General features: G+C 37.1%; 22 protein-coding genes. 9 read left to right on the top strand and 13 right to left on the bottom strand.

Annotation, left to right across the window (positions count from 1 at the left end):
* Positions 1-13: 13 nt before the first annotated feature.
* The 3 genes from ABN099_RS12050 to rbsK all read right to left on the bottom strand — a co-directional run bounded on the left by ABN099_RS12050 (position 14) and on the right by rbsK (position 3,486).
* On the bottom strand, positions 14-1,378 hold the full coding sequence (locus ABN099_RS12050) for a PTS transporter subunit EIIC (RefSeq protein WP_349464030.1): 1,365 nt from the start codon (positions 1,376-1,378) through the stop codon (positions 14-16).
* A gap of 43 nt (positions 1,379-1,421) precedes the next feature.
* The gene (gene murQ, locus ABN099_RS12045; protein WP_349464029.1) at positions 1,422-2,333 is read right to left on the bottom strand and encodes an N-acetylmuramic acid 6-phosphate etherase; all 912 of its coding nucleotides are present in this window, start codon (positions 2,331-2,333) and stop codon (positions 1,422-1,424) included.
* Positions 2,334-2,562: 229 nt separating this feature from the next.
* Positions 2,563-3,486 (bottom strand): ribokinase, encoded by a 924-nt coding sequence (gene rbsK / locus ABN099_RS12040; protein WP_349464028.1) that lies wholly within the window; start codon positions 3,484-3,486, stop codon positions 2,563-2,565.
* 178 nt (positions 3,487-3,664) lie between these two features.
* On the opposite strand from rbsK, the gene deoC reads away from it, so the two are divergent.
* The 4 genes from deoC to prfH all read left to right on the top strand — a co-directional run bounded on the left by deoC (position 3,665) and on the right by prfH (position 7,240).
* Positions 3,665-4,333 (top strand): deoxyribose-phosphate aldolase, encoded by a 669-nt coding sequence (gene deoC / locus ABN099_RS12035; protein ID WP_349464027.1) that lies wholly within the window; start codon positions 3,665-3,667, stop codon positions 4,331-4,333.
* A 56-nt stretch (positions 4,334-4,389) separates the two neighbouring features.
* Positions 4,390-5,166, top strand: a complete 777-nt coding sequence (locus ABN099_RS12030) for a DeoR family transcriptional regulator (protein WP_349464026.1) — start codon at positions 4,390-4,392, stop codon at positions 5,164-5,166.
* Between the two features lie 312 nt (positions 5,167-5,478).
* Complete coding sequence (locus tag ABN099_RS12025; RefSeq protein ID WP_349464025.1) at positions 5,479-6,627, top strand: RNA ligase RtcB family protein; 1,149 nt, start codon at positions 5,479-5,481, stop codon at positions 6,625-6,627.
* A gap of 1 nt (position 6,628) precedes the next feature.
* Positions 6,629-7,240 (top strand): peptide chain release factor H, encoded by a 612-nt coding sequence (gene prfH, locus ABN099_RS12020; RefSeq protein ID WP_349464024.1) that lies wholly within the window; start codon positions 6,629-6,631, stop codon positions 7,238-7,240.
* A gap of 342 nt (positions 7,241-7,582) precedes the next feature.
* Here the strand turns inward: prfH and ABN099_RS12015 are convergent, their stop codons facing one another.
* The 4 genes from ABN099_RS12015 to dpaL all read right to left on the bottom strand — a co-directional run bounded on the left by ABN099_RS12015 (position 7,583) and on the right by dpaL (position 13,024).
* Positions 7,583-8,857, bottom strand: coding sequence for an MFS transporter (locus ABN099_RS12015; protein WP_349464023.1), 1,275 nt, complete (start codon positions 8,855-8,857; stop codon positions 7,583-7,585).
* 94 nt (positions 8,858-8,951) lie between these two features.
* Entirely contained in the window at positions 8,952-10,538 is a 1,587-nt protein-coding gene (locus ABN099_RS12010; protein ID WP_349464021.1) for an N-acyl-D-amino-acid deacylase family protein, read from the bottom strand.
* Between the two features lie 54 nt (positions 10,539-10,592).
* The gene (locus ABN099_RS12005; RefSeq protein ID WP_349464019.1) at positions 10,593-11,777 is read right to left on the bottom strand and encodes a YgeY family selenium metabolism-linked hydrolase; all 1,185 of its coding nucleotides are present in this window, start codon (positions 11,775-11,777) and stop codon (positions 10,593-10,595) included.
* Positions 11,778-11,806: 29 nt separating this feature from the next.
* Positions 11,807-13,024 (bottom strand): diaminopropionate ammonia-lyase, encoded by a 1,218-nt coding sequence (gene dpaL / locus ABN099_RS12000; protein ID WP_349464018.1) that lies wholly within the window; start codon positions 13,022-13,024, stop codon positions 11,807-11,809.
* Positions 13,025-13,387: 363 nt separating this feature from the next.
* Between dpaL and ABN099_RS11995 the strand changes: the two genes are divergently transcribed.
* The 5 genes from ABN099_RS11995 (at position 13,388) to ABN099_RS11975 (ending at position 20,776) form a co-directional block, all read left to right on the top strand.
* Positions 13,388-15,190, top strand: a complete 1,803-nt coding sequence (locus ABN099_RS11995) for a sigma-54 interaction domain-containing protein (RefSeq protein ID WP_349464017.1) — start codon at positions 13,388-13,390, stop codon at positions 15,188-15,190.
* Between the two features lie 654 nt (positions 15,191-15,844).
* Positions 15,845-16,423 (top strand): fimbrial protein, encoded by a 579-nt coding sequence (locus ABN099_RS11990; RefSeq protein ID WP_349464016.1) that lies wholly within the window; start codon positions 15,845-15,847, stop codon positions 16,421-16,423.
* Between the two features lie 74 nt (positions 16,424-16,497).
* A complete protein-coding gene (locus ABN099_RS11985; protein WP_349464015.1) occupies positions 16,498-17,178 on the top strand; it encodes a fimbrial biogenesis chaperone in 681 nt (226 codons plus the stop codon).
* 19 nt (positions 17,179-17,197) lie between these two features.
* Complete coding sequence (locus ABN099_RS11980; protein ID WP_349464014.1) at positions 17,198-19,705, top strand: fimbria/pilus outer membrane usher protein; 2,508 nt, start codon at positions 17,198-17,200, stop codon at positions 19,703-19,705.
* 9 nt (positions 19,706-19,714) lie between these two features.
* The gene (locus ABN099_RS11975) at positions 19,715-20,776 is read left to right on the top strand and encodes a fimbrial protein (RefSeq protein ID WP_349464012.1); all 1,062 of its coding nucleotides are present in this window, start codon (positions 19,715-19,717) and stop codon (positions 20,774-20,776) included.
* A 133-nt stretch (positions 20,777-20,909) separates the two neighbouring features.
* On the opposite strand, the gene ABN099_RS11970 is transcribed toward ABN099_RS11975, so the two are convergent.
* Genes ABN099_RS11970 through ABN099_RS11945 form a run of 6 tightly spaced genes read right to left on the bottom strand, consistent with a single transcriptional unit; the run spans position 20,910 to position 26,826 of the window.
* Positions 20,910-22,010 (bottom strand): hypothetical protein, encoded by a 1,101-nt coding sequence (locus ABN099_RS11970; protein WP_349464010.1) that lies wholly within the window; start codon positions 22,008-22,010, stop codon positions 20,910-20,912.
* An 8-nt stretch (positions 22,011-22,018) separates the two neighbouring features.
* Positions 22,019-22,534, bottom strand: a complete 516-nt coding sequence (locus tag ABN099_RS11965; RefSeq protein ID WP_349464009.1) for a fimbrial protein — start codon at positions 22,532-22,534, stop codon at positions 22,019-22,021.
* A gap of 9 nt (positions 22,535-22,543) precedes the next feature.
* A complete protein-coding gene (locus tag ABN099_RS11960; RefSeq protein WP_349464008.1) occupies positions 22,544-23,071 on the bottom strand; it encodes a fimbrial protein in 528 nt (175 codons plus the stop codon).
* The gene (locus ABN099_RS11955) at positions 23,064-23,552 is read right to left on the bottom strand and encodes a hypothetical protein (RefSeq protein ID WP_349464007.1); all 489 of its coding nucleotides are present in this window, start codon (positions 23,550-23,552) and stop codon (positions 23,064-23,066) included. The genes ABN099_RS11960 and ABN099_RS11955 overlap by 8 nt, the downstream gene beginning before the upstream one ends.
* A 15-nt stretch (positions 23,553-23,567) precedes the next feature.
* Positions 23,568-24,302: a fimbrial biogenesis chaperone gene (locus ABN099_RS11950; protein ID WP_349464006.1), complete on the bottom strand. Its 735-nt coding sequence runs from the start codon at positions 24,300-24,302 to the stop codon at positions 23,568-23,570.
* A 22-nt stretch (positions 24,303-24,324) separates the two neighbouring features.
* Positions 24,325-26,826 carry a fimbria/pilus outer membrane usher protein gene (locus ABN099_RS11945; RefSeq protein WP_432807508.1) on the bottom strand — a complete coding sequence of 834 codons (2,502 nt, stop codon included), beginning with the start codon at positions 26,824-26,826 and terminating at the stop codon, positions 24,325-24,327.
* Positions 26,827-26,833 lie beyond the last annotated feature (7 nt).

Here is a 26,833-nt window from a genome sequence, read left to right as displayed (position 1 = left end):
ATCTATTTTTTGCTTATTTTTCGGGGTCGGTAAATCCAATGATGATACTGGCAATAAAACCAACAACCCATGCCCCTAATACAGCAATTAAGAATTTAGTAATCTGACCATCACCAACTAACGGAATTAACGATAGCCCAGCGGTACCAAATGGAATAATAATCCCCACTTGGAAATAAGCCATTAATGCGCCACCCGCTGCACCACCAATACAACCTGCAATAAAAGGTTTTCCTAATGGTAACGACACACCAAATAATAAAGGTTCACCGACACCAAAAATTCCCACAGGTAATGCCCCCATTAAGGTTTTCTTTAAGCGCTGATTTTTAGTGCGTAAATAGACCCAAAAACAAGAGCCGACTTGCCCCATACCGCCCATGGCTAAAATAGGGAACAAATAGTTTAACCCGAAGGTATTTAAAATCTCAGTATGAATAGGGATTAAACCTTGATGTAGACCCGTTAATAGTAAAAATAAGAAGCTTCCACCTAAAGCCGCACCCGTCACAACAGCGCCACCACCTTGGTTTAATAATGACAGCGATACACCTTGTGCTAATAACTGATTAAGATAATGACCAATAGGTTGGAAAATCATTATCGCCACCAGTGAAGAGACTAAAATAGTGACAAATGGCGTTAAGATAAGATCTAGGCTCTCTTTAACGATGCTACGAAACCATAATTCTAATTTTGAAGAGAACACCACGACCATTAATACTGCAAAAATTCCGCCACTATTAGGCTGTAATTTTTCACCCAATAAAGTGATATCAGCAAGTCCCGGCATCGCCAATAATCCAGCCATAACCGCACCAATAGACGTTGATGCACCTAACTCTTTTGCCGTATTAATACCAATCATAATAGAAAGATAAGCAAATACGGTGCTACCAATCAGCTTAAATAATTTAAATAGCTCAGGAAATTGCTCGACTAATCCCGGTGCGACTAATCGAATAATATTAATTAGTCCCATAATCAAACCACAGCCAATTAATGCTGGAATTGTCGGTACAAAAATGGCGGCTAATGTATTTAGTGTGCGACGAATTGAAAAACCTTTTTTCACTGGTGTTGACGCAGGCTGTTGATTGTCATTTTCTGAATTTTTTTGCATCCGTTTATTCATAATAGAATAGACTTTTGCCGCGGTTCCCATTCCAACAATAACCTGATGTTGTTCGCCATTAAAAACAACACCCTTTACGCCTTCAACTTGTTTTAAAGCATCAGCATTAAACTGTGCTCCATCTTTTAAAATTAAACGAATACGAGTCATGCAGTGGGTTAAGGTTGCGATATTTTGAAACCCACCCGCTTGTTTTTCTATTTCTAATGCTAACGTGTCGAGATGTTCTATTTTATTAGCCATAAGTGTGCCTGCTAGAGTTTAAGAGTATTAACTCATATTGTTATTAATTAAACAGGGCTAGCTGTTGTTGTAATGAATGGTAGGGATATTGCTGTGTTATCTGTTCTACTTTATCCACGCTAAGGTGCAACTCATACATCAAAATGGCTTTTCGTGGATGGTAAGCAACCATATTTAAAAGCTCTGCTGCTTTTTCTGTTGAAGTGCCACAAACGTCACTAACAATGCCTTCAGCACGTCGTTGTAGCTTTTCATTACTGGCAATCACATCAACCATCAAGTTTTTATGCACTTTTCCAAGCTGAGTCATCACACTGGTACTTAACATACCTAAAATCATCTTCTGCGCAGTACCACTTTTCATTCTGGTTGATCCCGTTAAAACTTCAGGACCAACATCAGGAGCAATGGAGAAATCGGCAATATCACTCATAATACTTTTGCCGCGCGTAGTGATAGATACCGTTAATGCTTTGATTTTTTTACCATATTGCAATGCTGCAACGGTAAAAGGCGTTCGACCACTTGCGGCTATGCCAATCACAACATCTTTTGCATTAACCTCACGACGCTCAAGCTCTTCAATTGCTGCACCTTGGCTATCTTCAATATTTTCAACGGCTTTTAGCATCGCATCATGCCCACCCGCAATAATGGCTTGCACTAATGAGGGCGATACACCAAAAGTAGGCGGACACTCTGCGCTATCTAAAACAGCTAATCTGCCACTCGTGCCAGCGCCTACATAAAATATACGCCCACCTGATTTTAGTCGCTCAGTAATTGCTTCTACTGTTTTAGCAATAGTAGGCAATACCTTTTGAACGGCTTGTGCCACTGTCATATCAGCACTGTTTATCAATGTAACTCGCTCTAATGGTGTTAACTCAGAAAACTGAGCGGTTTCTTGATTACTCTCATTTATAAGACATTGGCTCAATGCATCATCTTTCATCGTAACAGCCTTAATGAAACAAAATTTCAATCAAAAATACATCTTATGAAATTTTATTTCAATTCTGTTTGTTATTATCTTGTGAAATGGATCACATTAAATTAGGCGATATCTTTTAGTTATTAATTTATCGCTCTTAAGCGGGTTATATAACTACTTGATAATAAATCAGCTCTCCTGATCATACTGCTAAACAATCAGGAGAGTGCAAAAGAGATGGTTGATGAGTTTATTGCTTTGCTTGCGCTAAAAATTGTCCAAACTCTTCAATACTTGGATATGACGATTGAGTACCTTTACCAGCGACACTTAACCCAGAGAACATCACCGCTTTATTGAGTGCCTCTTCGATATTGCCAGTATGTACATAATAGTGAGAGAAACAGCCAATAAAGGCATCTCCAGCACCGCTGGTATCTATTGCATCAACATCTATTGCAGGAATATATTTCTCCATTTCCCCATTCATCCACAACGCACCTTTTTCACCTAAGGTGACAATGATATTTTTAAAGCCTTTTCTCAGCAAAAAGCTAGCAGCTTCTCGAATTTCATCCATGGTGGTAATTGGCATTCCAGTTAAAATTTCGAGTTCTGTCTCATTAGGAACAAAAAAATCACACTGTGCTGCAATAGTTAAATCTAAGGTTTTTGATGCAGGAGCAGGGTTAAATAACACAGGGATACCGTGTTTATTACCGAACTCTATTGCGTGATAGACCGTTTCAACGGGAATTTCTAATTGCAGTACAATAATTTTGCACTTTTTCAGACTTTCAGCCGCTCTATCAATATCCTCTGGTGATAAATGCTGGTTTGCGCCTTTGACAATCAGAATGCTATTTGATGATTGGGAAGTCACAAAAATAGGTGCAACACCACTTGTTGTACCTGGTACTTTTTCTACATAACGGGTGTTAATACCATAAGACTCTAAATTCATAATGGTGTTGTCGGCAAAAATATCATCCCCTACTTTTGTTAACATCATTACTTTTGAATTCAACTTTGCAGCAGCAACCGCTTGGTTTGCACCCTTACCACCACAACCAATTTTAAATGCCGGCGCCTCAAGGGTTTCTCCCTCTTTTGGCATACGGTCTATATAGGTGATCAAATCCACCATATTTGAACCAATCACTGCGATATCCATAGCGCCTCTTACTCTTATGTGAAATTTATAATGTGAAAATAGTTACATTTTGATAGGTGTATAACAATATCATGTTATTTAAATATCATTTGTGATTGTTATCCCGTTAGAACAGCACTAATATGTTGCCAAAATCACATGAGTGATAAATAACAATCTTTCTATTAAGGAATATACTATGCGTCCATTAGCTAATTATATCGATCATACCCTTCTTGCTGCAGATACAACTGAAACACAAATCAAGACATTGTGTGCTGAAGCGGTAGAACACGGTTTCTTCTCTGTTTGTATTAACACTTCTTATATCCCTTTAGCAAGAACTTGCCTTAAAGGAAGTGATGTTAAAGTATGTTGTGTTATCGATTTCCCATTTGGTGCTGGCTTAACAGCAACAAAAGCATTTGAAGCCGCTGAAGCAATTCGTCAAGGCGCACAAGAAGTTGATATGGTTATCAACATCGGTATGTTAAAAAGCGGTCGTTTAGATTTCGTAAAACAAGATATTGAAGCCGTTAAAGCGGCTTGTGGTAACACCACATTGAAAGTTATCTTAGAAGCTTGCTTATTAACTGACGACGAAGTACGTTTAGTGTGTGAAATGTGTCGTGAGATCCACGTTGATTTTGTGAAAACATCAACAGGATACAGTACAATGGGTGCAACAGAACATCATGTTGCGTTAATGCGTGCAACTGTTGGCGACGACGTTGGCGTAAAAGCATCAGGTGGTGTTCGTGATCGTCAAACTGCTCTGAAAATGATCGAAGCAGGTGCAACACGTATTGGTGCTAGCGCCAGTGTTGCTATCGCGACAGATTCAGATGCGCCAGAATCGAACTACTAATATAGTTAGCGTACATTTTCTCGGTGTACGCGATTAATTAACACAAGGATCCTTCGGTGATAGAGACCAAACAGCACGAACGTTTGCGCCGCCTCAGTGAATGCATTAAACGCTCAGGTCGCATACATCTTAAAGACGCCGCAAGGATCCTTGAAGTTTCAGAAATGACTATCCGCCGTGATTTGAGTTCTGATTCAGAAAACCCATTTCCTATGTCACTTCTCGGTGGTTATATCGTTGCTTTGGCACAACCTCATGCAGGGTTAATGGCAACATCATCAGATATTATCACTCCCGACCAAACCCAAGAGCTACACATTCCGAACCTTGCCGCTGGCATGGTCTCAGAGGGTGATGTCCTATTTTTCGATAACGGTCAATCAATTCCAGCTCTGATTGAGCTTATTCCAGATAATCTTCACTTTACGGGAATTTGTTATTCACATCGGGTATTTCTTGCATTAAGTCAGAAAAAAAACGCCACTGCATTGCTGTGTGGCGGAGAATATCGCCCTAAAAGTGACTCTTTTTACAACCCAACCCAACCTTCTTACCTTGATAGCATTAATCCTAAAAAAGCCTTTATTTCCGCAGAAGGTGTTCATCTCGATTTCGGCGTCACCTGTTATAACATCGACGATCTTTATATGAAGAAAAAAGCGATGGATAAATCTATTCGCAAAATTCTACTCACCAAATATCACTGTTTTGATGAAACCGCGACAGGAAATATGGGCGATTTAGCGCTATTTGATGTTGTGATCACTGATAGAAAATTAACAGATGACTATGAAGCTTATTGCCGAAAAAGCTCTGTAAAAGTAATTTATTAATTTAAGTTTTAACTTTTATCATTAACTAAAATAGCGATTTGATAAAAGTAACACTTAAATAAAATAACGTTTCTTGGTTTTGTCTTCTGTTAAAATTAAAAATAAACTTAGCCACTTGCCCATTGCCAAAGCAAAAAAAAGTGGTTACTATGCACGCGATTTATTATTAAACACCCATTTAACTTAACTGCAAGGAGGTATCCCATGGCAACAACTAATATGAATACTCTTTGCGGACAATCTCAGAAGTAATCCTTTTTTCCTTCTTTTTGCTGTCCGCCAATCAATTTATTTTTTTATCCTTTACATTATATGGATTGGTATATGGACAAGTGTGTTCATTATTTATCTGACCGCGTTTGTTATATCGCGTCGGATGATACTTGGATTGAAAGCAAAGCAATCCAACAATTAGAAATTACTGCGCAACTCCCTGATATGGCTTATGTTGCTGGCATGCCAGATTTACATCCTGGTCGTGGTTATCCTATTGGCGCCGCATTTTTCTCTGTTAATCGTTTTTACCCTGCTTTAGTCGGTAATGATATCGGCTGTGGTATGACATTATTTCAGACCGAATTTAAAAACAATAAACTCAATTTAGATAAACTCGAAAAGCAATTAAGTGAAATGAGTGATATCGCCTCTTCTGAATGGCTAGAAGAAAATCTGCCAGAAGCGATACAGAATCACCCTTTTGCTGGCTCTTTAGGATCTATTGGCGGTGGTAATCATTTTGCCGAGTTTCAACAAATTGACCAAGTCGTGAATGAAACCCTATTCGCTGAAAGTGGCATTAATAAAAAACAGTTATTGTTATTAGTGCATAGTGGTTCTCGTGGATTAGGACAATCTATTTTACGCGCCCACACTGAACAATTTGGTCATAAAGGTTTAGAAGAAGGTACTGAAATGGCGAGTGATTATCTGCTTGCCCATAACGATGCACTCCGTTATGCCGAGTTTAATCGCCAGCTAATTGGTGAAAGAATGATGCAACAAATTCGCACTCAAGGTCATATCATTGCGGATGTTAACCATAATCTCGTTGAGCCTTGTGAATTACATGGTCAACAAGGTTGGCTACATCGTAAAGGGGCAACACCTGCGCATCATGACCTTGTTGTGATCCCGGGTTCTCGTGGTGACTATAGCTATATTGTGAAACCTATTGCTTCAGATTTAAGCTTAAATTCGTTACCTCATGGAGCCGGTAGAAAATGGATGCGCACTGAATGCAAAGGACGTTTATCTCATCGCTTTACACCATTGCAGCTTTCTCGCACATCATTAGGAAGCCGTGTTATTTGTGCGAATAAACAGTTGATTTATGAAGAAGCTCCTCAATCTTATAAATCGATTGAAACCGTAGTAGAAAGCATGGTGAGCATGGGATTAATCGACGTTATTGCACGTTTAAAACCACTGATAACCTACAAAACCAGTGGGGAGATGGCATAACATGTTATTACAATTTTCCTCTGCTCAAGGACCTGAAGAGTGCTGTTTAGCCGTTGAAAAAGCGCTGCACTACTTTTTAAAATCGACCGAAAAGCGGCAAGCAAAAATAGCACTACTTGAGAAAGAGCCTTCACGTTATGGCTTAAAATCAGCATTAGTCTCTATTGAAGGCGAAGATGCACAAGCGATTGCTCAACAATGGACAGGTTCAGTGCAATGGCAATGTGCTAGTACCTTAAGACCAAAACATAAACGTAAGAATTGGTTTATTGGGATTGCTTGTTTTGAACAACCCGATGAAATTAATGACAACGAAATTGTATTTGAGACCATGCGTTCTAATGGTCCCGGTGGTCAGCATGTAAATAAAACAGAATCTGCGGTCAGAGCCACACATATTGCCACAGGTATTAGTGTAAAAGTGCAATCAGAACGCAGCCAGCATGCCAATAAAAAGCTGGCTAAACAACTTATTGCATGGCATTTAGAGACTTATATGATGAAACAACAAGCTTCGTTAAATAGCCAGCGACATATTGCACACCATCGGGTCATTCGTGGTAATGCAGCGCTCTGTTTTTCGGGGAATGATTTTGTTTTAGTTTCAAAATAAACACGATTAAAGCGGTAATCTTAATGTAGTCGTTTTAATGTAGTCTTTTAATGTAGTCTTTTAAAAAAGTAATAAAGCCACGGCATTGCATTAATGTTGTGGCTTTTATTGTTAGCTAATTTTATATAAATAATTTTTAATTTAATTTTCTTAATTTAAGACTCTTTTCTATTTTGAAAAAATAGCACGAGTAATAAGATAGTTAAATTGATATCTTAATAATAGACAATAACTATTTAATTAAAAAAATCTTATGGTTAATTTTCGGTTTTCTATTATTAGAGACAGTTTTCCCTAACAATATTGCTATTATTTAATATAAATATTATTAACGTTTATTAATTAAGCTTGTACTGCTGGGTTTCTCATTTTAACCGTAAAGGTAACAACCGCAGATGCAACCAAGGCAATTATCATAAAGATAAATGCACTGTCATAGCTACCACCGCTCGCTTTAATTAAAAAGCCCATTACGGGTGCAGAAACCACACCAGCCATTTGACCACCGAAGTTTACGATACCTGAAGCACGTCCCATGATTTTATTAGGAATGGTATCCATTAAAATTCCCCAGAACATAGCCATCGCAAAGAACATAAACAGAGCTGAAACACACTGATAAACAACTGCCATATCGGCACTTTCAACGGTATAAGTCATATATAAGAAACCCGCTGCAATTACCGCAGTGACCATATATAACCATTTACGTTGAGATTTACATTTATCAGAAACATAACCGCCTAATAGAGTACCACCAGCACCAAATAAGAATGGAATTGCTGCCATTACCCCCGTTTTTGCTAATGAGAATTCACGAACGGTAATTAAATAACTTGGTAACCAAGTAGAGAAGCCCCAAAAGGTAATATCAAATAAAAACCAAATTGCCGCCATTTGCCATAACACGGGCATTTTTAAAACATCTTTAAAAGGCACAGCTTCAACGGGTTTATCCGTTAATGTACCATCCGCAGCTAATTCATCGAGATCTTGCTGAGTAATACTAGGATGATCTTTAGGATTATCACGGGTAAAGAAGTAGATCCCTGCTGCAATAGCCAGCCCCGGTATACCTAAAATAATAAACACCATATGCCAGCCAAACGCACCGATAATACTGGCAGCGACGATCACCGCTAAAGCAGGTCCTAATGTATTTACAGTAGATTGAATTGCAGTAGCACGACCACGCTCTTTAGAAGGGAAATAGGTTGAGATCATTTTCCAAGATGCTGATGGAAAACAACCTTCACCAATACCAAATAAGAACCGAACGGCTAAAAGTAAGGGTAGCGTAAAAACCATCCCCGTTAAGCTAGTAAATACCGACCACCATGCAATCCCGATAGCCATAATTTTGCGCGCACCAAAGCGGTCAGCTAAAAAACCACCGGGTATTTGGAATGCCGCATAACCGACAAAAAACGCACTGATAATTAAGCCTTGTTGCGTGGTATCAAGGTTCAAATCTCGCCCAATAAAAGGTAATGAAACACTCATTACCATTCTATCTAAGAATGAAAGTAACCATGCTAACCAAATCAAGGATAAAACGGTATAACGAGCTTTCCATGTTTTTTTCTGATGAAGGTCTGGAATAATATTTGAACTCATTTTCCTGTTCCTCAGGTAAGGGGAAACCATCACGGCTGAAAAACAGCCGCGATAACAGAGATAAGATTTAAATATTGAGAGCGTTATTGTGTTGTTATGCTCTTAATACTTCACCGCGACAGGCGTAACTTTCCACACCATTAATCAATGCGATACGACCATTAACCATCACCAAATTAATGCCTTCTGGATATTGGTTTGGCTCAACAAACGTACCTTTATCAATAATGGTTTCAGGATTGAACATCACGATATCCGCGGCATAACCTTCTTTAATTAAACCTCTGTCGGTTAATCGAAGTACTTCTGCCGGTTTTCCTGTCATTTTGCGGATTGCTTGTTCCCACGTTAGGCATTTTTCTTCTCTAACGTACTTACCTAAAACTCGAGGAAACGCACCAAATACCCGAGGATGTGGCTTACCCGCGCCCATTAAACCATCAGTACAGACATTCTGTTCTGGGCGACATAAGAATTTAATCACGTGCTCTTCAGTACCGTAAAAATCCACCATTCCTACCGCATTTTCTTCTTCATATAACAGGTCGAAAGTCGCGTTATAAGGATCCTTACCTCTGAGTTTTCCTAACTCAACTAAGCTCAAACCTACGGCATCTTGGTTTTTCTCTGTTTTAGAGCTAGTCACATAAATATTTTCTAGCCCTGCAAAATCAATAAAGTTATCCCAACCAGCAATCCCTTTTTCGATATCCTCAATCATTTTTTTACGCAGTTCTGGAGAAGCAAGGCGCTCTAATAGTTTCTCAGTGCCTCCGGCATGTACCCACGGTGGTAAAATAACCCCTAACATGGTGCTACCTGCAACATAAGGATATTGGTCAAAAGAGATACGAACACCCTCTTTTTGAGCTTGCTCTAACATGCCTAGCATTTCGTCAATTAATCCCCAGTTCTTCTTACCACACACTTTCATATGGGAAATATGCAACCAAACACCAGAGGCTTTCGCAATATCAATAAGTTCTTGAGTAGATTGAATAATATCGTCAGCTTCACTACGTTGGTGCACCACAAATATACCGTTATGTTTTGCCGTAACTTTGCATAACTCAATCATTTCTGCGGTATCACCAAAGGCGCAAGGCATATAAATTAGCCCTGTGGATAAGCCAAAAGCACCCGCTTTTAATTCACGTTCTAAGATCTCACACATTTTGGCGACATCTTCACGCGTGGATGGATTACCTTCTAAGCCCATCGCTTCCATGCGAATATTGCCATGAGGAACAAGATAAGCGAGATTCGTTGCAGATCCTCTGGCTTCCAACATACCTAAATAACCTTCGGTATTTTTGAAATGCCAATCAATACTGTCTGAATCACCATCTAAACCCGCAATATTTTTACGCCATGCAGAAATATACTGTTCTGGTAATGGTGCTAAAGCGACGCCATCTTGCCCTAATAATTCAGTGGTAATACCTTGGCGAATTTTTGCTGATAATGCAGGATTTAACAGCGCGGATAAATCTGAGTGCGTATGCGTATCAATAAAACCGGGGCAAACTATTTGTCCTGTAGCATCGATAATTTGATCATTAATATGGGTATCAACCTGACCGATTTTTGTTATTTTCCCTTCATTAACCACAACGTCAGCCTGAAATGCACTTGCCCCTGTTCCATCAATTACAGTGGCATTTTTAAATATTGTTTTCATTGCGTTATCTCCACAGCGTCTCTGCTGACAAAGCCAGAGACGCTGCTAATAGGATTAATTGTGATAAAGGCTACTCATAATGCTGTAATAACCCTTAGCAGCACCAGTCAGTTGCTCAATCTCAATATATTCATCAATGGTATGTGCCAAGTTCTCGCGAGATGGACCAAAGCCAATGGTTTTAATGCCAGCTTCACCCGCATAATGGCTGCCGTTAGTGCAGAAAGAGTATTGTGTAACGCTAGGTTCAAAGCCTGAATCTCGTAGCCCTTTTAGTACATCTTGTACATAAGAGTCACTCTCTTCTAATACCCACCCCGGGAAGAATCGTTCGCCTTCAATAGTGGCACCGGTATAGCATTTCTCAGTACCATAGGCGTAAGAGACTTTGGCTTTAAAATCAGCATCAACTGCCGCTAATTCATCTATTGCTTTTTGCAGTGGAGCCAGCACGCCTTCTTTTGTTTCACCCACTAATAAGCGGCGATCATAAGTGGCACGACAATATTCAGGCACAACAGAAGCACCAGGATAAGGCGAGGATTTAATATCGGTTAATTCAAGGATCCCCTTGCCTAATACTGGATGAACCGATGGCGTTAAGGTTCTGATCTTCTCGATCAGTTTTGCCATTTTATAGACGGAGTTGATCCCCGCATCTGGATTAGCAGAGTGCGCAGGTTTACCAAAGGTTTCGACAACAATTTCAGCGCGTCCACGTTGCCCTATTTTTAAGTTCAGTTCAGAGGCTTCGCCAATAACCACATAGTCAGGTTTATAGCGCTCAGTCACTAATCTTGCCGCAACACCTTCAAAACACTCTTCATGCACAATACAAGAAACATAAATACGACCAGCAAAATTACGCTGATTATCTTGACCATAAAAACCAATAGCAGAAATCATTGCCGCAACAGCACCTTTCATATCACTGGTACCACGACCATAAATTTTGCCGTCTTTAATTTCTGCGCCATACGGTTTTTCTTTCCAATCGCGCTCACTCACAGGAACAGTATCAATATGCCCGTCAAAAATAAGGGTTTTCCCTGGCTGTTTTCCTATGATCCCGCCAATAATATTGCCGTATTTATCAATATGGATATCGTCAAAATCATAGCTTTTCATCATTTTTTCTATGACGTTGACAACATTACCTTCTTCACCTGAATAGCTTTTTTGTTGGATTAATAATTGGCAATTGTTAATTACTTCATCGAATCGGTTTGCTGATAACATACTTTCACTCCAAATGACTTATTTGTTTTTTAAAATTGTTTGAAGCTAGGTAACTCGCCATCCCAAACGATATCGCGATAACGTTCTGGATCGGTGTCACCTTCAGTGCTTATTACAAGCACTCGTGCATTTTCATCTAATCCCAGTGTTTCTTTTGCGTCTTGATAAACAGGCGATTGCATCAAAATTGAGAGCAACCCTGTTGTTACCGCGCCAGATTCACCAGAAATGATGTGCGGATCTCCGGGTAATGGATTACCCAAAATCCGCATTCCCCTAGTCGCAACTGCATCAGGGCAAGAGAAAAATGCCGCTGAATAGTCACGTAATAAATTCCAACCAATACTGTTAGCTTCACCACAAGCAAGCCCTGCCATAACGGTTTGTAAATCGCCGCCAACAGGTATTGCATCTGCTTTTCCTGATACCGCTGATTGATATAAACAGTCTGCAATACGCGCCTCAGCAACAATAACTTTCGGTGCGTTATCACCATAAGCTGCGGTGACCATGCCTTGCACCATACCCGCAAAAGAACCTACGCCCGCCTGAACAAACACGTGTGTTGGTGGTACTTCATGTAATTGTGCGAGTGATTCCAGCATTAAAGTGCCGTAACCTTGCATTATCCAAAGAGGGATCTCTTCATAGCCTTCCCATGCGGTATCTTGAACCACTATCCAGCCATATTTCTCTGCCATTTCAGCGGTCATTCTCACCGCATCGTCGTAGTTCATATCCACAATCTCAGCCACTGCACCTTCGCGTAAGATGGCATCAAGACGCTCTTGTGAAGAACCTTTTGGCATATAAACAACCGCTTTTTGCTTTAACTGTCTTGCCATCCAAGCAACGCCACGTCCATGATTCCCGTCAGTGGTTGTGGCAAAAGTAACGCCATTTAACTTTTTCCTGATCTGATCACTGATCATTACCTCATAAGGTAATTCACTGATGTCCATTTCGAGGAAATCCGCAATATGACGCGCCATCGCATAAGCACCGCCCAAAGCCTTAAATGCTTTTAAACCAAAACGGAAAGACTCATCTTTGAGATATAACTCGCCAACGCCCAATGTTTTCGCTAATTGGGGTAAATGAAATAACGGTGTAGGTGCGTATCCAGGAATAGTTCTATGAAAATCCAACGCTTTTACTAACTCCTCATAACAAAAAGGGGTGAGTGCCGCGGTAGGTTTTCGCGTAAACGAACTTTGGTTAATCAGATACTGCAATTGCTCCTGCATGGAATTACCTCTTAATCACGCTTTAAAAATCAGCGATAACCAGATATCGCTATTAATCAGAAAACAAGGGTTATGTTCTATAGGGCAATAAGCATGCCAATGAGATAAAATTGAGTGAAAAATAAATTTATCTCATTGATTTTAAATTGAATTATTAAATAAAAAGAAAGAGGACTTATTTTTTGAAAAGAGAAAGCTGTGATCTGTGCGGTTTTATTTAAATGATAAATTATCAATAATGATAACTAGTGTGAGCTTTATGCGATAAATAAATAACTCACTAATAAATAACAATAAAATAATTATTTTAATTTAACGGTGATAATTTATTATCATTTTTGATAATTTTAAGGTGAGAAACTAATGCGATCGCTACTCAGTACATTACAAGATGAAATCAGTAAATATACTGACGCAATAGCAGGTATTACAGGTACTGATGTTGAGATAATTGACAACAACCTTATGCGGATTGCTGGCACAGGACGTTATCGTCATATGCTTAATCAAGATGTCTCAAATAACGGCCATATCTATCGCCATGTATTACAAGTACAAAAAACTATTCTGATTGAAGACCCTAAAGAAAATAGCCTCTGCCAACTTTGCCAAAATCGCTTAACCTGCACTGAAGAACTCGACCTTAATGCACCTATTTTTCTGAATAATCAAGTGATTGGCGTTATCGGTATCATCTGTTCAAACAGAGAACAGAAAATGTTTTTAATGCAGCAAAAACAAGCCTTTATCTCTTTTATTGAACAATTTTCACAAATGATTTCAAGTCGTATCTTTGAATGCCTTGAAAGATTAAGAGAGCAAGAACGTTTTGGTACCTTTAGAAACCTAATAGATGTTATGGACAGAGGTGTTATTGCAATAGATAGCAAAGGAAAGATTTGGCATGCCAATCTTTCCGCCTTACGTTTTTTCGATTGTGAGTTAATTGGCTTACCCCTTGATATCGAGATGACGGGGGATATTCTTTACGGGGATGAAGAAGCGTGGTTAATACTTAATAAACAACGTTATCATGTACTTTGCAAAAAAATAAGTTTCTCTTCTGTTGATAACGATATGCTCACCATGGTTATTTTCCATGATGCTCGCGATTATATGACTCAAGTAAATACTTTTTCTGTCGATGAAAATCCCCACTCCCCTTTAATTGGTAACTCACAAAATATGCTGCAATTAAAAAGCATGTTAAGCAAAGTGGCAGTCAGTCACGCCAGTGTATTAATAACAGGGGAAAGCGGTTCTGGTAAAGAGGTGGTAGCTTATACTATTCACCAGCAAAGCCATCGTTCTAAACAGCCTTTTATTACTATTAACTGCGCGGCAATACCTGAGCAATTATTAGAAAGTGAATTATTTGGCTATGTAAGAGGCGCTTTTAGTGGTGCAGATCCAAAAGGAAGAATTGGTAAGTTTGAATTAGCACATGGGGGTAGCCTATTTTTAGATGAAATTGGTGATATGCCATTACATTTACAAGCCAAATTACTGCGTGTATTACAAGAAAAAAGCATTACCCGCGTTGGCTCTAACAATATTATCAACATTGATGTACGTATTATTTCGGCAACCAATAAAGATTTACGTGAAATGGTGGATAAAGGTCAATTTCGTGAAGATCTCTTTTATCGCCTTAATGTCGTTCCTATACATGTTCCTGCATTACGAGAGCATCGTGAAGATATTGCAGAACTCAGTCAATATTTTGCTGATGACCTAGCAATAAGCTATAAAAGGCACGTAAATCGGATCCCAAATGCCATTATTAATTACTTATATTCTTATGATTGGCCCGGCAACATCAGAGAACTACGTAATGTAATTGAATATATGTATGTTATGCAGGGTGAAACTTCCGATTTAAACCTAAGCCATCTTCCCCATTACCTATTAGAAAAAACAGCAACTGGAGATGAGGAAAATGAGCAATTAATGGAACCAATTAAAGAGAATAAAAATAATAACAATAATTTATCTCAATTAAATAAAGAAAAAAACAATCTGAAAATTAGAAGTCATCGTTCAGAGTACCAAATAATTATGCAGATATTAGATAAAACGGGGCATACTCTTGATGGAAAAAGAAAAGCAGCTGAAATATTAGGAGTAAGCATTGCAACACTATATAGACGAATGAAAAAAGCATAATAATTCTATTTAATCGCTTCTTTAAATAACTATTTTATATTAAAACCAATAAAGTAATCTTTTTTTGACTATCCATTAAATACAATATTTACTTATTAATGTATGATAATTTAACTTAAGTTCGGATTTATTTCAGTTTTTGTCATTTTGATATTGTAAATTACTTCGTATTTGTAACTAAATATATTATCCATAAAGTAAAGTTAAACTATTTTGTAATGGTATCTTTATTACAACTTAATATAACATACTGATATTATTAATTAATATATATTTAATTCATTATAATATTAATGATTTTTGGCTTTTTCATAAGAAAACTTTGTAACATTGTCTCTAAGACATCGTTCAATAAAACCCCTAAACTCCTTTTCACACAAAAGCCCTATTGAATGCCATAAAGAATTCAGCATTAATTATCAGATAATAATTTCATCTAAATATGAGGTTTATTTAATAATAAATGCTAACAAGCTATTTTATAAAAGATTATATCTTGTTATTTAATTTATCTGTTTAAAGCACTTGTATATTCAGCTGCTTTTACTAGATTTATAATTGGTAATAGTAAGTTAATCTCTAAATTAAATAGCATTTAATCTGTTTTCATTGAGAAAGCAACTACTATTTATATAAATCTATAGAGGTCATAAAATGACTATTTCAACAAAAAAACTTCTTCCAATCACTTTATTTGTTTCAGCTATGACGGCAAGTATTGGTGTATTAGCCGCTGAAACACAATCAGGTACTTTATCCTTTAAAGGATTAATCTATTCCTCTTCTTGTAGTATCGATATTAACGATAGTAATTCACCTAATGCGAACGTATTAATGGGTCGTTACCCTACTAGCGCATTTACAGAAAAAGATTCTGAAGTAGGTGGCGAAAATGGTAATGGTAAAATTGAGATTACTTTAGAAAATTGCCCACCAGTAGGGAAAGTAACACTTCAATTAAATGGTAAAGCAGATGATAGCTCTGACCAAACCTTAGCGTTAGATAATCCAAGCAGCTCAAATACAGCTAAAAATGTAGGTATCCGTATTTATAACGTTAAAGATAAATCTACACCATTAGTCATTAACGGAAGTAAAACGGAGACTATCGATGTAGAAGGTGCTGATAGCTCTTGGAGTGCTGAGTTTGTTGCTAAATATATTAGTACAGCAAATACGGTTATTGCGGGTCAAGCAGATGCAACACTAAATTATACAATTACTTATCAATAATAATTAATTATCAATAACAAGCAAGCGCAGGTTAAGGCTTTAGCCTGCGCTTTTACCTAAAGGTTGTCATCGTTATGTCTTTTAAAAGCGTATTTTTAGGATTAGGACTTATACTTAGCACAGTAACATCAAGCTTTGCTGGTTTTGGCTTAGAAACAACACGTGTTATTTATAATGAACAGAGTAATAACGAAGGCTTTGTTGCATTTAATACCGATAAAGACACCAATTATTTATTACAATCTTGGATTGAAGATCTTAACGGCAAGGTCACACAACATTTTGTTATCACACCGCCTTTACTAAAACTCGTTGCACAGCAGAAAAATACACTACAAGTTACTAAGAATATTACATTACCTAATGATACCGAATCGATGTACTGGATTAACGTAAAATTTGTTGCCCCAAGCAATGAGAATTTAGAGAATGTTTTACGTTATTCTATGACTAATAAAATAAAATTAATTTATCGTCCACAATCACTCAGTAATATTAATATTGAAGAAGAAGTAAAAGCACTTAAATGGTCAGTAAAAAATGGCAATTTGGTTGTTACTAATAACTCGCCTTTCTTTGTTAACATTGGAAAACTATTTATTAACAATAGTGAAATTGAAAATAACCCCGGTTATTTACCACCAAAATCTGAAACCATTATAAAAACAAATAAAACACCAAATAATCAAAGCAATATCCAATTACTTTATATTGATGATTTTGGCAAAGGCGTTCCAGTAGATTTTAAATTATAAATAAGAGATTTATTTTAATATGAAAATGGAAAATGGAAAGGATAATTATTTTAATAAATCTTCACTCTATTTATTGATAGCGGGAGGTTTATTTGCCTCCTTCAATACTTCAGCAGATGACTATTATCCACCTAATCTATTGAATATTGAAGGTAATTCTCAGCAGGTTACCAATGAAGATCTCAGTGTATTTAGAGAATCCTCTATCGCACCTGGCTACTATCATGTTGATTTCTTTATTAATAATAACCGTATTGTTAATCGTGAAATCGAATTCGCATTAATGGATGATGCCGAAAATAAAAAAGCGCTAGTACCTTTATTAACAGCCGATGAATGGTATCAAGCCGGTGTTGATATTCCTAGTGAATTAATTAATAAAGACGAAAAATTTGTTAATATTAATCTTATTGAACACGCTGTTGGTCTCCTTGATTTAAATAGAAGCCAATATGTACTGACACTACCGCAAAAATATATTAATGAAAGCCGGATCCAACTCACCGAAGTCAATAGCTGGGATTCTGGTATTCCTGCTGCTTTAGTTAACTACTCATTTTCATCTTTTAATCGTCGCAGCGATGGCGAAACTAATGATAGCTATTATGGCAACATTCAAAGCCAAATTAACTTTGATGCATGGCGTTTTTATAATTATTCCACATGGTCTAGAAATGAAAATGGTGAAAATAAATGGAATACATTAAGTAATGTTCTTTCTAGAGATATTTATGCCTTAAGAAGTGAATTACAGTTAGGTGATCTTTATAGCTCATCCCAATTATTTGACTCTGTTAAATACCGCGGACTAAAGCTAATGACAGATCGCCTAATGACGCCTTATCAAAATAGAACCTATGCCCCGAGTGTGGTTGGTATTGCCAATTCAGAATCTATCATCACCATCACGCAAAACGGGCAAATTATCTATAAAAAGAGTGTACCAGCAGGACCTTTTAATATTATTGATTACTCCCCAATGAGCAGTGGGGGAAATTTATATGTTAATGTCAAAGAATCTGATGGCTCAGAAAAGAATTTCATTGTGCCTTTTTCTTCTATTGCCAGCCTAGAACGAAAAGGTGAAATGAAATATAGCTTTTCAACAGGAAAATACGATAGCCATAACAGTGGCGATGGCACCTATTTAACCCAAGCTGAAGCTTATTACGGTTTAACCGATTATGTCACACTCTATAGTGGTTTATTGGTTGCTGAAAAATACCAATCTTTTGGCTTAGGAAGTGGGATTAACTTCGGTAGTTATGGTGCTGTTACCGCAGATTGGCTCTATGCAAAATCAACCGTTAATCATGATGAATCTTTAAACGGTAACGCCTTTAGAGTTAATTATTCAAAAAATATTGAGCTAACCAATACCAATGTTTCTGTGGTGGGATATCGCCATTTTGATGCTAATTTTCTTAACTTCAATGATGCAATGGAGTACAAAGATAAAGAATATCAGGCAAATGAGGGACTAAAAAATGAATATACCATGTCCATTAGTCAGCCTTTATTCTCAAATAACTCATCGATAAATTTAAATTCCATTATTTATAAGTACGCTGATGGTAAAAATATTAGCTCTTATAACGTTGGCTTTAATAGCTCAATAAACAAAATCAACTACAGTATTTATTATACTTATTACGATAGTAATCGATCCGATAATAACGATAAAAATACTTATGACTTAAGTATGAACATTAGTATTCCATTAACATGGAATGAAAACTATGTGTGGGCGAACTATGCCGTTTCAACCAATAATCACGACCAAACCTTACATACCGCACGTTTAAGTGGAACTTACGGCGAGAAAAATCAAGCGAGCTGGGATGTTTATCAAGGTTATGGCAACAAAGGTGTTAACTATAGCGGTGGATTGAATGGTTCTTATAAGACCTCTGGTGCTATTGTCAATGCAGGTTATTCATACTCAAAAGATAGACAAAATCTTAACTACGGTATTAGTGGTGCTTTAGTAGCAACACAATATGGCGCAGTACTGACTCCATCGTTACAACAGACTAATGCCTTAATTTTGACAAAAGATACTGCGGGTATTGAAGTTATTAATGGTCAGTCAGTGAAAACAGATGGTAGTGGTTTAGCGGTTATTTCAGGCATGTCTCCTTATCAGAAAAACAGTATTAGCATTGATACTAAATCTATCCCCGCTGATACTGAAATTTCGAATAACATTATTAGCAATGTTATTCCAACTAAAGGGGCATTAATCCTTGCTGATTTTGATGCCAAAAAAGGGTTTAAATTCTTACTCACATTAGAAACACCCGATAACAGTGTTATTCCAATGGGTGCTCAAGCAGATATAGGGCAAACTGAAAAACAACTGGTTGCCAACTTTAATCAGCTCTATTTTGTTGCAGATAAACCACAAGGTAATATTCAAGTTTCGTGGAAATCTGAAGGTAAAACATATCGCTGCCATGCCAACTACAATGCTAATAATCAGTCGCCAAACAATGGGTTATATATTTTAACCGCCGAGTGTAAATAAGGAAATAAAATGACTAACAGCAAAAAGAAAACCAATAATTTATTATTTCTTACTTTTATACTTGGTTTATCCTCAACCTCTTTTTATAGTTATGCTGCACCAAATTGCGTTAATAACGGTGGTATTAAACATGGCACCATGGATGCAAGAGCAGGTACGGTTGAATTAAGCGGTTCAATTAAAAAGAACCAAGAAATAGGCCGTTTTACCTTTGTTCGAGATGGCTCTGATGTCTCTGTTGCAGATTGTCCTGATGGCGCTGAAGTTTATGCCTATGCTACCTATAGTGAAGGTAGTGGTGTTGTCCCGACCTATTACATGGATATCGATGGCAGACCCGCTTATTATGTTGTCCGTAATGGTCCTATCGTTGGTTTAGACGATTACGCTTATGTGCTCATTGATAATAAAACCCAGCACTCGTTTAGAAGTCAGCCAGGACAAGAGATCCCTGTTAATGATGATAAGCTCTATTCTAGAGATGCAACGGTTATTGTCTATTCAACTAAAGATAATCCTAAGTCACAACAATTTACTACCCAATATATTGGTTCAGTATTAATTAACCGCTTTAGTTCTGGTGGTGGTACAACTGCGGTGGGCTTTAGTTATCGGCTTTCAGTTAAAATTATTAGTGCACCAACCTCATGCAGTGCTGAAAATACGAACCTTGTTATGAACCTACCTAGAATATCAACCTCTGCATTTCCTAAGATTGGTTTTCCTACAGAACAAGCTTATGCTGAAGATAATCTAAGAATTAATTGCACAGGTAACGTTTCTGCCAAAATAAAACTGATGGCAAGTAATACCGCAAGTTATGAAGGTCAAGAATCGGTTATTAAGGCTGATAATGAAGGTGGTCGTGATAATGCAGAAGGAATTGGCTTTGTTGTCTCATCGCCATTAAGCAATGATACACGTTTAGTTAATAATCAATTTGTTAAGCTCGCAGATTTAACCAGTGGCTCAACAAGTGTGCCGTTAAAAGCAGAATATTTCCGTTATGGTAATGAAGTCAAACCGGGAAAAGTTAATGCCTCGGCAAACTTTGTGTTGGAATTTAATTAATAAAAATAGCGAGTCATTACCGTTAGCCGTTAAACCAGTCATTCAATAAGCCGTTATCTTTCATTAAAAAAAACGCTATTAAAGAAAATTTAATAGCATTTTTTAATCGTATTATTTAAATCAATAAAAAGTATTAAGGATAAGCTGCAATTAATACTGCGGTACCACTGTAATTACCGCCATTGGCATTCTCACCTTTTAAGATACTTTCAATTTGAATTTGTTTATATTGCCCTACTCTTGAAATAAAGCGTTGTCCTTTATTGCCAGATTCAGCATCTATCATTTGAATTTTACTGTAAATGGTTCTATTTGTGCCATCCACTTTTAATGGTAATCGCTGCTGTGGATCGTTATCTTTAGTATAATGCAATTCAAATTCAACGGGCGTTGGGATCACATGGTCACAAGAGAAATTAATCGATCTCACTACACGGCTTTCATATTTTTCTGCATTTAATACACCGTGATTAATAATTAAACTACCACCCACATCAGTTCGGCATTCAGCAGGAGAGACAATAGTCGCACCAATTAAACGCATTGGTGCAGTAACATTTGTGACGGGTAAAAAAGGTGGCAATTTAGCCATCGTTTGAGCTACGGGAAATGTACTATATGCTCGAGAATATCCAGCAAAGTCAGATGATGGAATAACAGTTATTCCATCCAAATTTCGTTTCTTAACATAAATACTTATTTCAAATGGAAATTGATAAACAAAGCTTTTCATAGTCGCAGTTCCACTTCCAGAACTACATATACTTGCTTTATAATTGATCCAATTATCAACCATTCCTTTATTTGAATAAATAGTAACAAAAGTATTGAAGCTTAATTGATAAAGAGGTAATCCATTGATAGTGGCATTTCTAGGTGCTCTAGGAATATAAGTAAAAATACGATGATATCCTTCTCTACCTACTGCTTTTACACTGGCATCTTCTTGATAAAAACTACCCGTACAATTAACTCTACCTGAAGGGCGTAATCCTTTATCGCTTATAGTGTAAGTATCACCTACTTTATAGTAATAAATACCATCAGTACCTATACTTGGAACTGTGGATATTTTAGCATTTCGACTTAAGTCAATAATATATCCATCTTGGGGGTTTTGTGCTGCACTCGTATACATTTTAGCTGGTGCAGAATGCACATTATTAGATAATACTAATCCTGCTACTAAAACAGCATAATATAATTTATTAATTGATGATAAACAATTCTTCATACTAACCTCTAATTATAATCAACTAATAAAGAGACATTAGCAGTAAATGGTCCCATTTTAAGTTGCGTACCCGGTTTATTTGCAACCAATTGAGTACTTAGTGAGATCTTCCCTGAATTGCTGCCACTAAGAATTGGTGTGATACGTTCATAACGTTGAACATTAATTTTACGTTTACCACTGGTAATATCCGAAAACTCAATTCCCAATTGATCTGTTGTTGTGGCTAATACATCAATACCATTATAAGAGAAATAACCATTATCTTTTGGAGAAAGATATAAATTCATCATTTTATTGAGGTTACAATCTTTAATTAATACATCAAAATTTTTTGGCGGTGTTTTTACTACAGCATTAACATCCACATTTTGAAAATCGACAAATAACTCTTTTGCCCCTTTGCCATCTGTTACGGTACATGCTGGATTAATTAATGTTGCATTAACTGTAATGTGGATTTCAGCCGATGAAATAGGCACATATAATAAGCCAAGGGTTAGCGCAAATAGTATTCTTTTCATTATCGCTCCCTATTGGTAATCAATGTTAAATGTAACGGTAGATGAAAACGCGCCCTCTTTTAAATCACCCGTAATAGGCGGACGAGCATAAACCTTAAAATTCAATAAATTTTGTTCATCTTTACCACTTACAATAACGCGTGACATATCAATTTTTTCATTAAATTTTATTACTGCATCGTTGCTATCAAGTAAGCCTAGTAAAAGATTAGAACCACCGTCTGTTTTTAAATAACTTATACCTTTATCGGTTACAAGGTCGTTGCTATTTAATTTTATTGAAATCATTTTATTTAAATCACTGACATAGCAATCAACTATTGGAATAGAAAACTCAATGGCTTGAGAACGACCATATTCATAAAGATATTTACTGCTTATTTTATTAAGCTGAACCTCTAAATTATAAGGCGCTTCAGGTAACTTACAGCCTGTTGAGACTAAACTTCCCATAAAAGAGATATCTAATGAACCACCGGCATAGCTATAGCTGGAGAGACTACATAATGGTAATAATAGGTAAATCAACTTATTCATAATAGATCTCCATTAAATAGCTATGAGCACCTAATTCACGTGCTTCAAATTGCAGTGAGTTTCTACCATTTTGTAATAAGAATTTATGCCGAGATAGCACTTGATCATATTCAATAAATGAGAGATTTACTGGCGTGGGTGTTGACATGTTTTTTACTGTCAATGATTCAAACAAATTACCAACACCACACTGAGATACATTAGCTGTAATAAGAAAAGCATCATAAGAGAGAAATTTATTAGTTGGACGATAACTCTTAATATGATAATCAATCAAGTCGCAAGGTGAACTTACAATATTCGCTGTAACATATAAATAGCCACTACTTCTATTTTCATAAATATCTTGAATGTTTTTATTCGGTGATGAGTTTATTGTTTTATCAACAGAAATATTTGCTGCATAGACATAACTCCCAGATAATAAAATTATCACAGATAAACATGTATTCTTTAAATAACGTAATTTCTGGGAGTTCATCTCTTATTCCTTAGGTTACATTTCTTTTTCTACAGTACATTTAGCTGCATCACACTTAAATTTCAGTGTTGGCTTTCCACCGTAGTCATTAATAATGGTCATATAAGGAACGGTTGTTTTTGCCATAGCAAATTCATGGTCTGATTTAGGTGGGATCATTACCACATCAAAAGCACCCGTTTCAGCGGTTTTTTGTGTTGATGCCAAACCAATTACTGTTAAATAAAATGGAGTCACATTATTAACCGTATATCCTTTAGCTGAAGGCGTTAATGTCACGCTATGAAACCACATGCTATCGGCTTGAGGTAAAATTCCAGCGGGGCGATAAAACAGTTTTACACGGCTTTGTAACGCAATTTGCAGTACGTTCGCTTCTTCAGACTTAGGTGGTACTTCACGTAAGTTGTAGTAAAAAACAGATTCTCTGTCTTGTGGCAATGAGGCGACAGAAGGTGTTGTACTGATTTGAACAATACTTGATGATTTAGGATCTAACCGCTGAATAGGTGGCGTGGCAATTAATGGTCCAGTGGTTAGTTTTTTCTCATTTGCATCATCAATCCAAGTTTGAGCTAAATAAGGAAGCGTTGGGTTATCGTTACGAATAGTAATATTAATCGATTTCTCAGTACCCGGGAAAATAACCCGGGTTCTGTCTAGTGTTACTGCACTTTGAGCAACCGTAGAGACTCCCATTAATGAGATGAAAAGAGTAGAAATAACGGTATTTTTAAGTTCTTTTTTCATTTGTGATTAACCTTTATTAGCATCACTTACATGGCATTAATAGCATTTGTGTTTTTGGATCTATGGTTTCAGGTAGACTAATGGTGCATCGTTTCTCATTTCCCCAGAACACACCCAATTCATCATTTTCCGCGACACCAACTACCCATGCCACGCCTTCATCACCCACAATGCCTAATTCAACATTATCTTTATTACGAATACTTGCTCCAAATGGAGGATGTTTACCATCGACCATTTTAACGGTAGCAAACAATTTATAACCTTTAATAACTTTCATCTGACGATAACCTATCGCACCACGCGTTAAGGTTATGTCGGTCATGGTATCTACTGCATCATAGTTTTCAGGTAATGCACTGACATCTATCGCTGCTGATGAACTACGGAAACTGGTTACACTAGGAATAATAGCCAAACCAAATGCATTCGTTTTCATTGATTCCCCTTCGATAGGCACACCTGATATACCCGGAGTTTCAATCAGTAAACGTGTATCACCATAAGCTGGTTGATGAAGAACAAGACCATGAGATGTTCCTGTTAAACCACCAGAAATACTACCGCTTAGGCTCTTATATTGACCTGGCACATAGCTTGCACTTGCTGAGGCATTCGCTAGACTTGTGTCTTTACTTACATAACCACTAAATGAAGATTCATTATCAATTGCTTGACCATGAGTTAAGCCCGCATTCACACTATAGCTTAAACCTTCATCATATCCACTGTACCCAACATTATGGTTATAACGCCCTTTCTCATCGGTTTTAGTATATTGTTCAGAGAAAGTGAGGTTTCCACCTTGGTCAAATGGCACAGATACATACAGGCTTAACGTGTCATCGTTGACCCCTTCCTGTTGCGATCTAAAGGCAGAAAGTGTCAGGTTAATATCACGTATCTTTATTTTAGATAGTGAGAAACGGGTATTAGCATAAACACCGTATTGTGTCTGAGAACGGCTATTCCAGAATGTATTATGTTGATAGTTAAGTGATAATGAAAAATCATCAAAATATTTATTTAAATAGATTTGATAACTCTCTTTTGGAGAATAGGCATCTTGTCCTGTTCTTCTCTCTTCCATTGTTTGGCTAATTGTACGGTAATCTTCATCTGTAAAACGATAGCCTGCAAAGGTAATATTTGTTTTTACTTCATCAAACGATTTTGAGTAGTTCACACGATAAGAACGACCCTGTTTATCGCTGTCTGATAATTTGGCAAATGATTGGTTAATATCAAAAGATAAGGCACCAAACATAGAAAGGTCACGACCAATACCTAATGCAATGGATTGATAATTTTGTGATAACTGGCTACCACCGTACACACTCCATGCGTTACTTACACCATATGAAACTTCACCACCAATAACAGTATCACCTGTTAATTTATGGTCATCATAACGTGTTTTACCACCCACTAATTTATAACGGACTTGTCCTGGTCGTGTTAAATAAGGCAGTGTTGCAGTAGAAATAGTAAATTTACGCTCTTCACCATTATCTTCACGAATGGTGACATCCAGTTGACCTTGAATAGAGCTATCCAATGTCTGAATTCTAAACGGTCCCGGTGGTACGGTTGTTTCTAATACGATACGGTCTTGGCTTTTTACAATAATTGTCGCATTCGTTTTGGCAACACCCACAATTTCAGGGGCATAACCCACTAATTTAGGCGGTAGCATACGATCATCACTTTCTAGCGTGATCCCTGTATATTGCCATGCATCAAATAACTGAGAGTAAAAATAGTTTTCACCCATTGTTAATGTTGCAGCCAGTGCTTTTATAGAACGATAGGCATAAAAGCGGTTAAAATCAAAATTATGGGACTCTTGGTTATCACTACTGCCGCCGTTTTCTTTCTGATAGCTCATGCTATAGTCACTACGAAAACGCCATACCCCCATATTGAAGCCACTCGTACCATTCATCGAAGCATAAACAGATTTTGAACCTGAGTTATATTTCGCACCACTTAGCGACAAGGTATAGTCTATAAACGCACCAACAATCCCCTCTTCCCAACGAGAAGGTGGCACCCAAGAAGGATCTGAATATTGTAGCCATGTTTGTGGCACAGTTAATTTTAATGCAAGGGAAGGAAGGTCTAGCGTGAGATTTGTTCCAGTTAAAGCAGATAAATCTAAGCACTGATCTTCATGATAAACTTTGACTTTACTTTCAGCTTCTTCTGTTAGCCCTAATAGTTCTAGATTATTTTTAGGAATACAAACGGTATTAAAGATATTTTCAGAAGAGGCGGTTTTTTCGACAGGGAATACACTGATTTTTTGGCTTGGACCTATTCGCTCGCCATTACTAAAAACAGTAAGATGATAATCCCCAGGCATAATATAGCCAGAGCTATTGAATTGGCTAATATCAATATTAGCAGCATCAGAAGCATCAAGAATATCGGTATTAAATTCTACAGAATAGGCATAGAAGCACGGTGTCATTGTTAGCAATAAGACTATTTTTGCCATATTTTTAGAAATTAGCATATTCATCCACCGT

Source organism: Proteus hauseri, from assembly GCF_040139125.1.
Taxonomy (GTDB): Bacteria; Pseudomonadota; Gammaproteobacteria; order Enterobacterales; family Enterobacteriaceae; genus Proteus; species Proteus hauseri_B.
The sequence above is the reverse complement of the archived record's forward strand: the minus strand, read 5'-3'. Positions and strand labels throughout refer to the sequence as shown.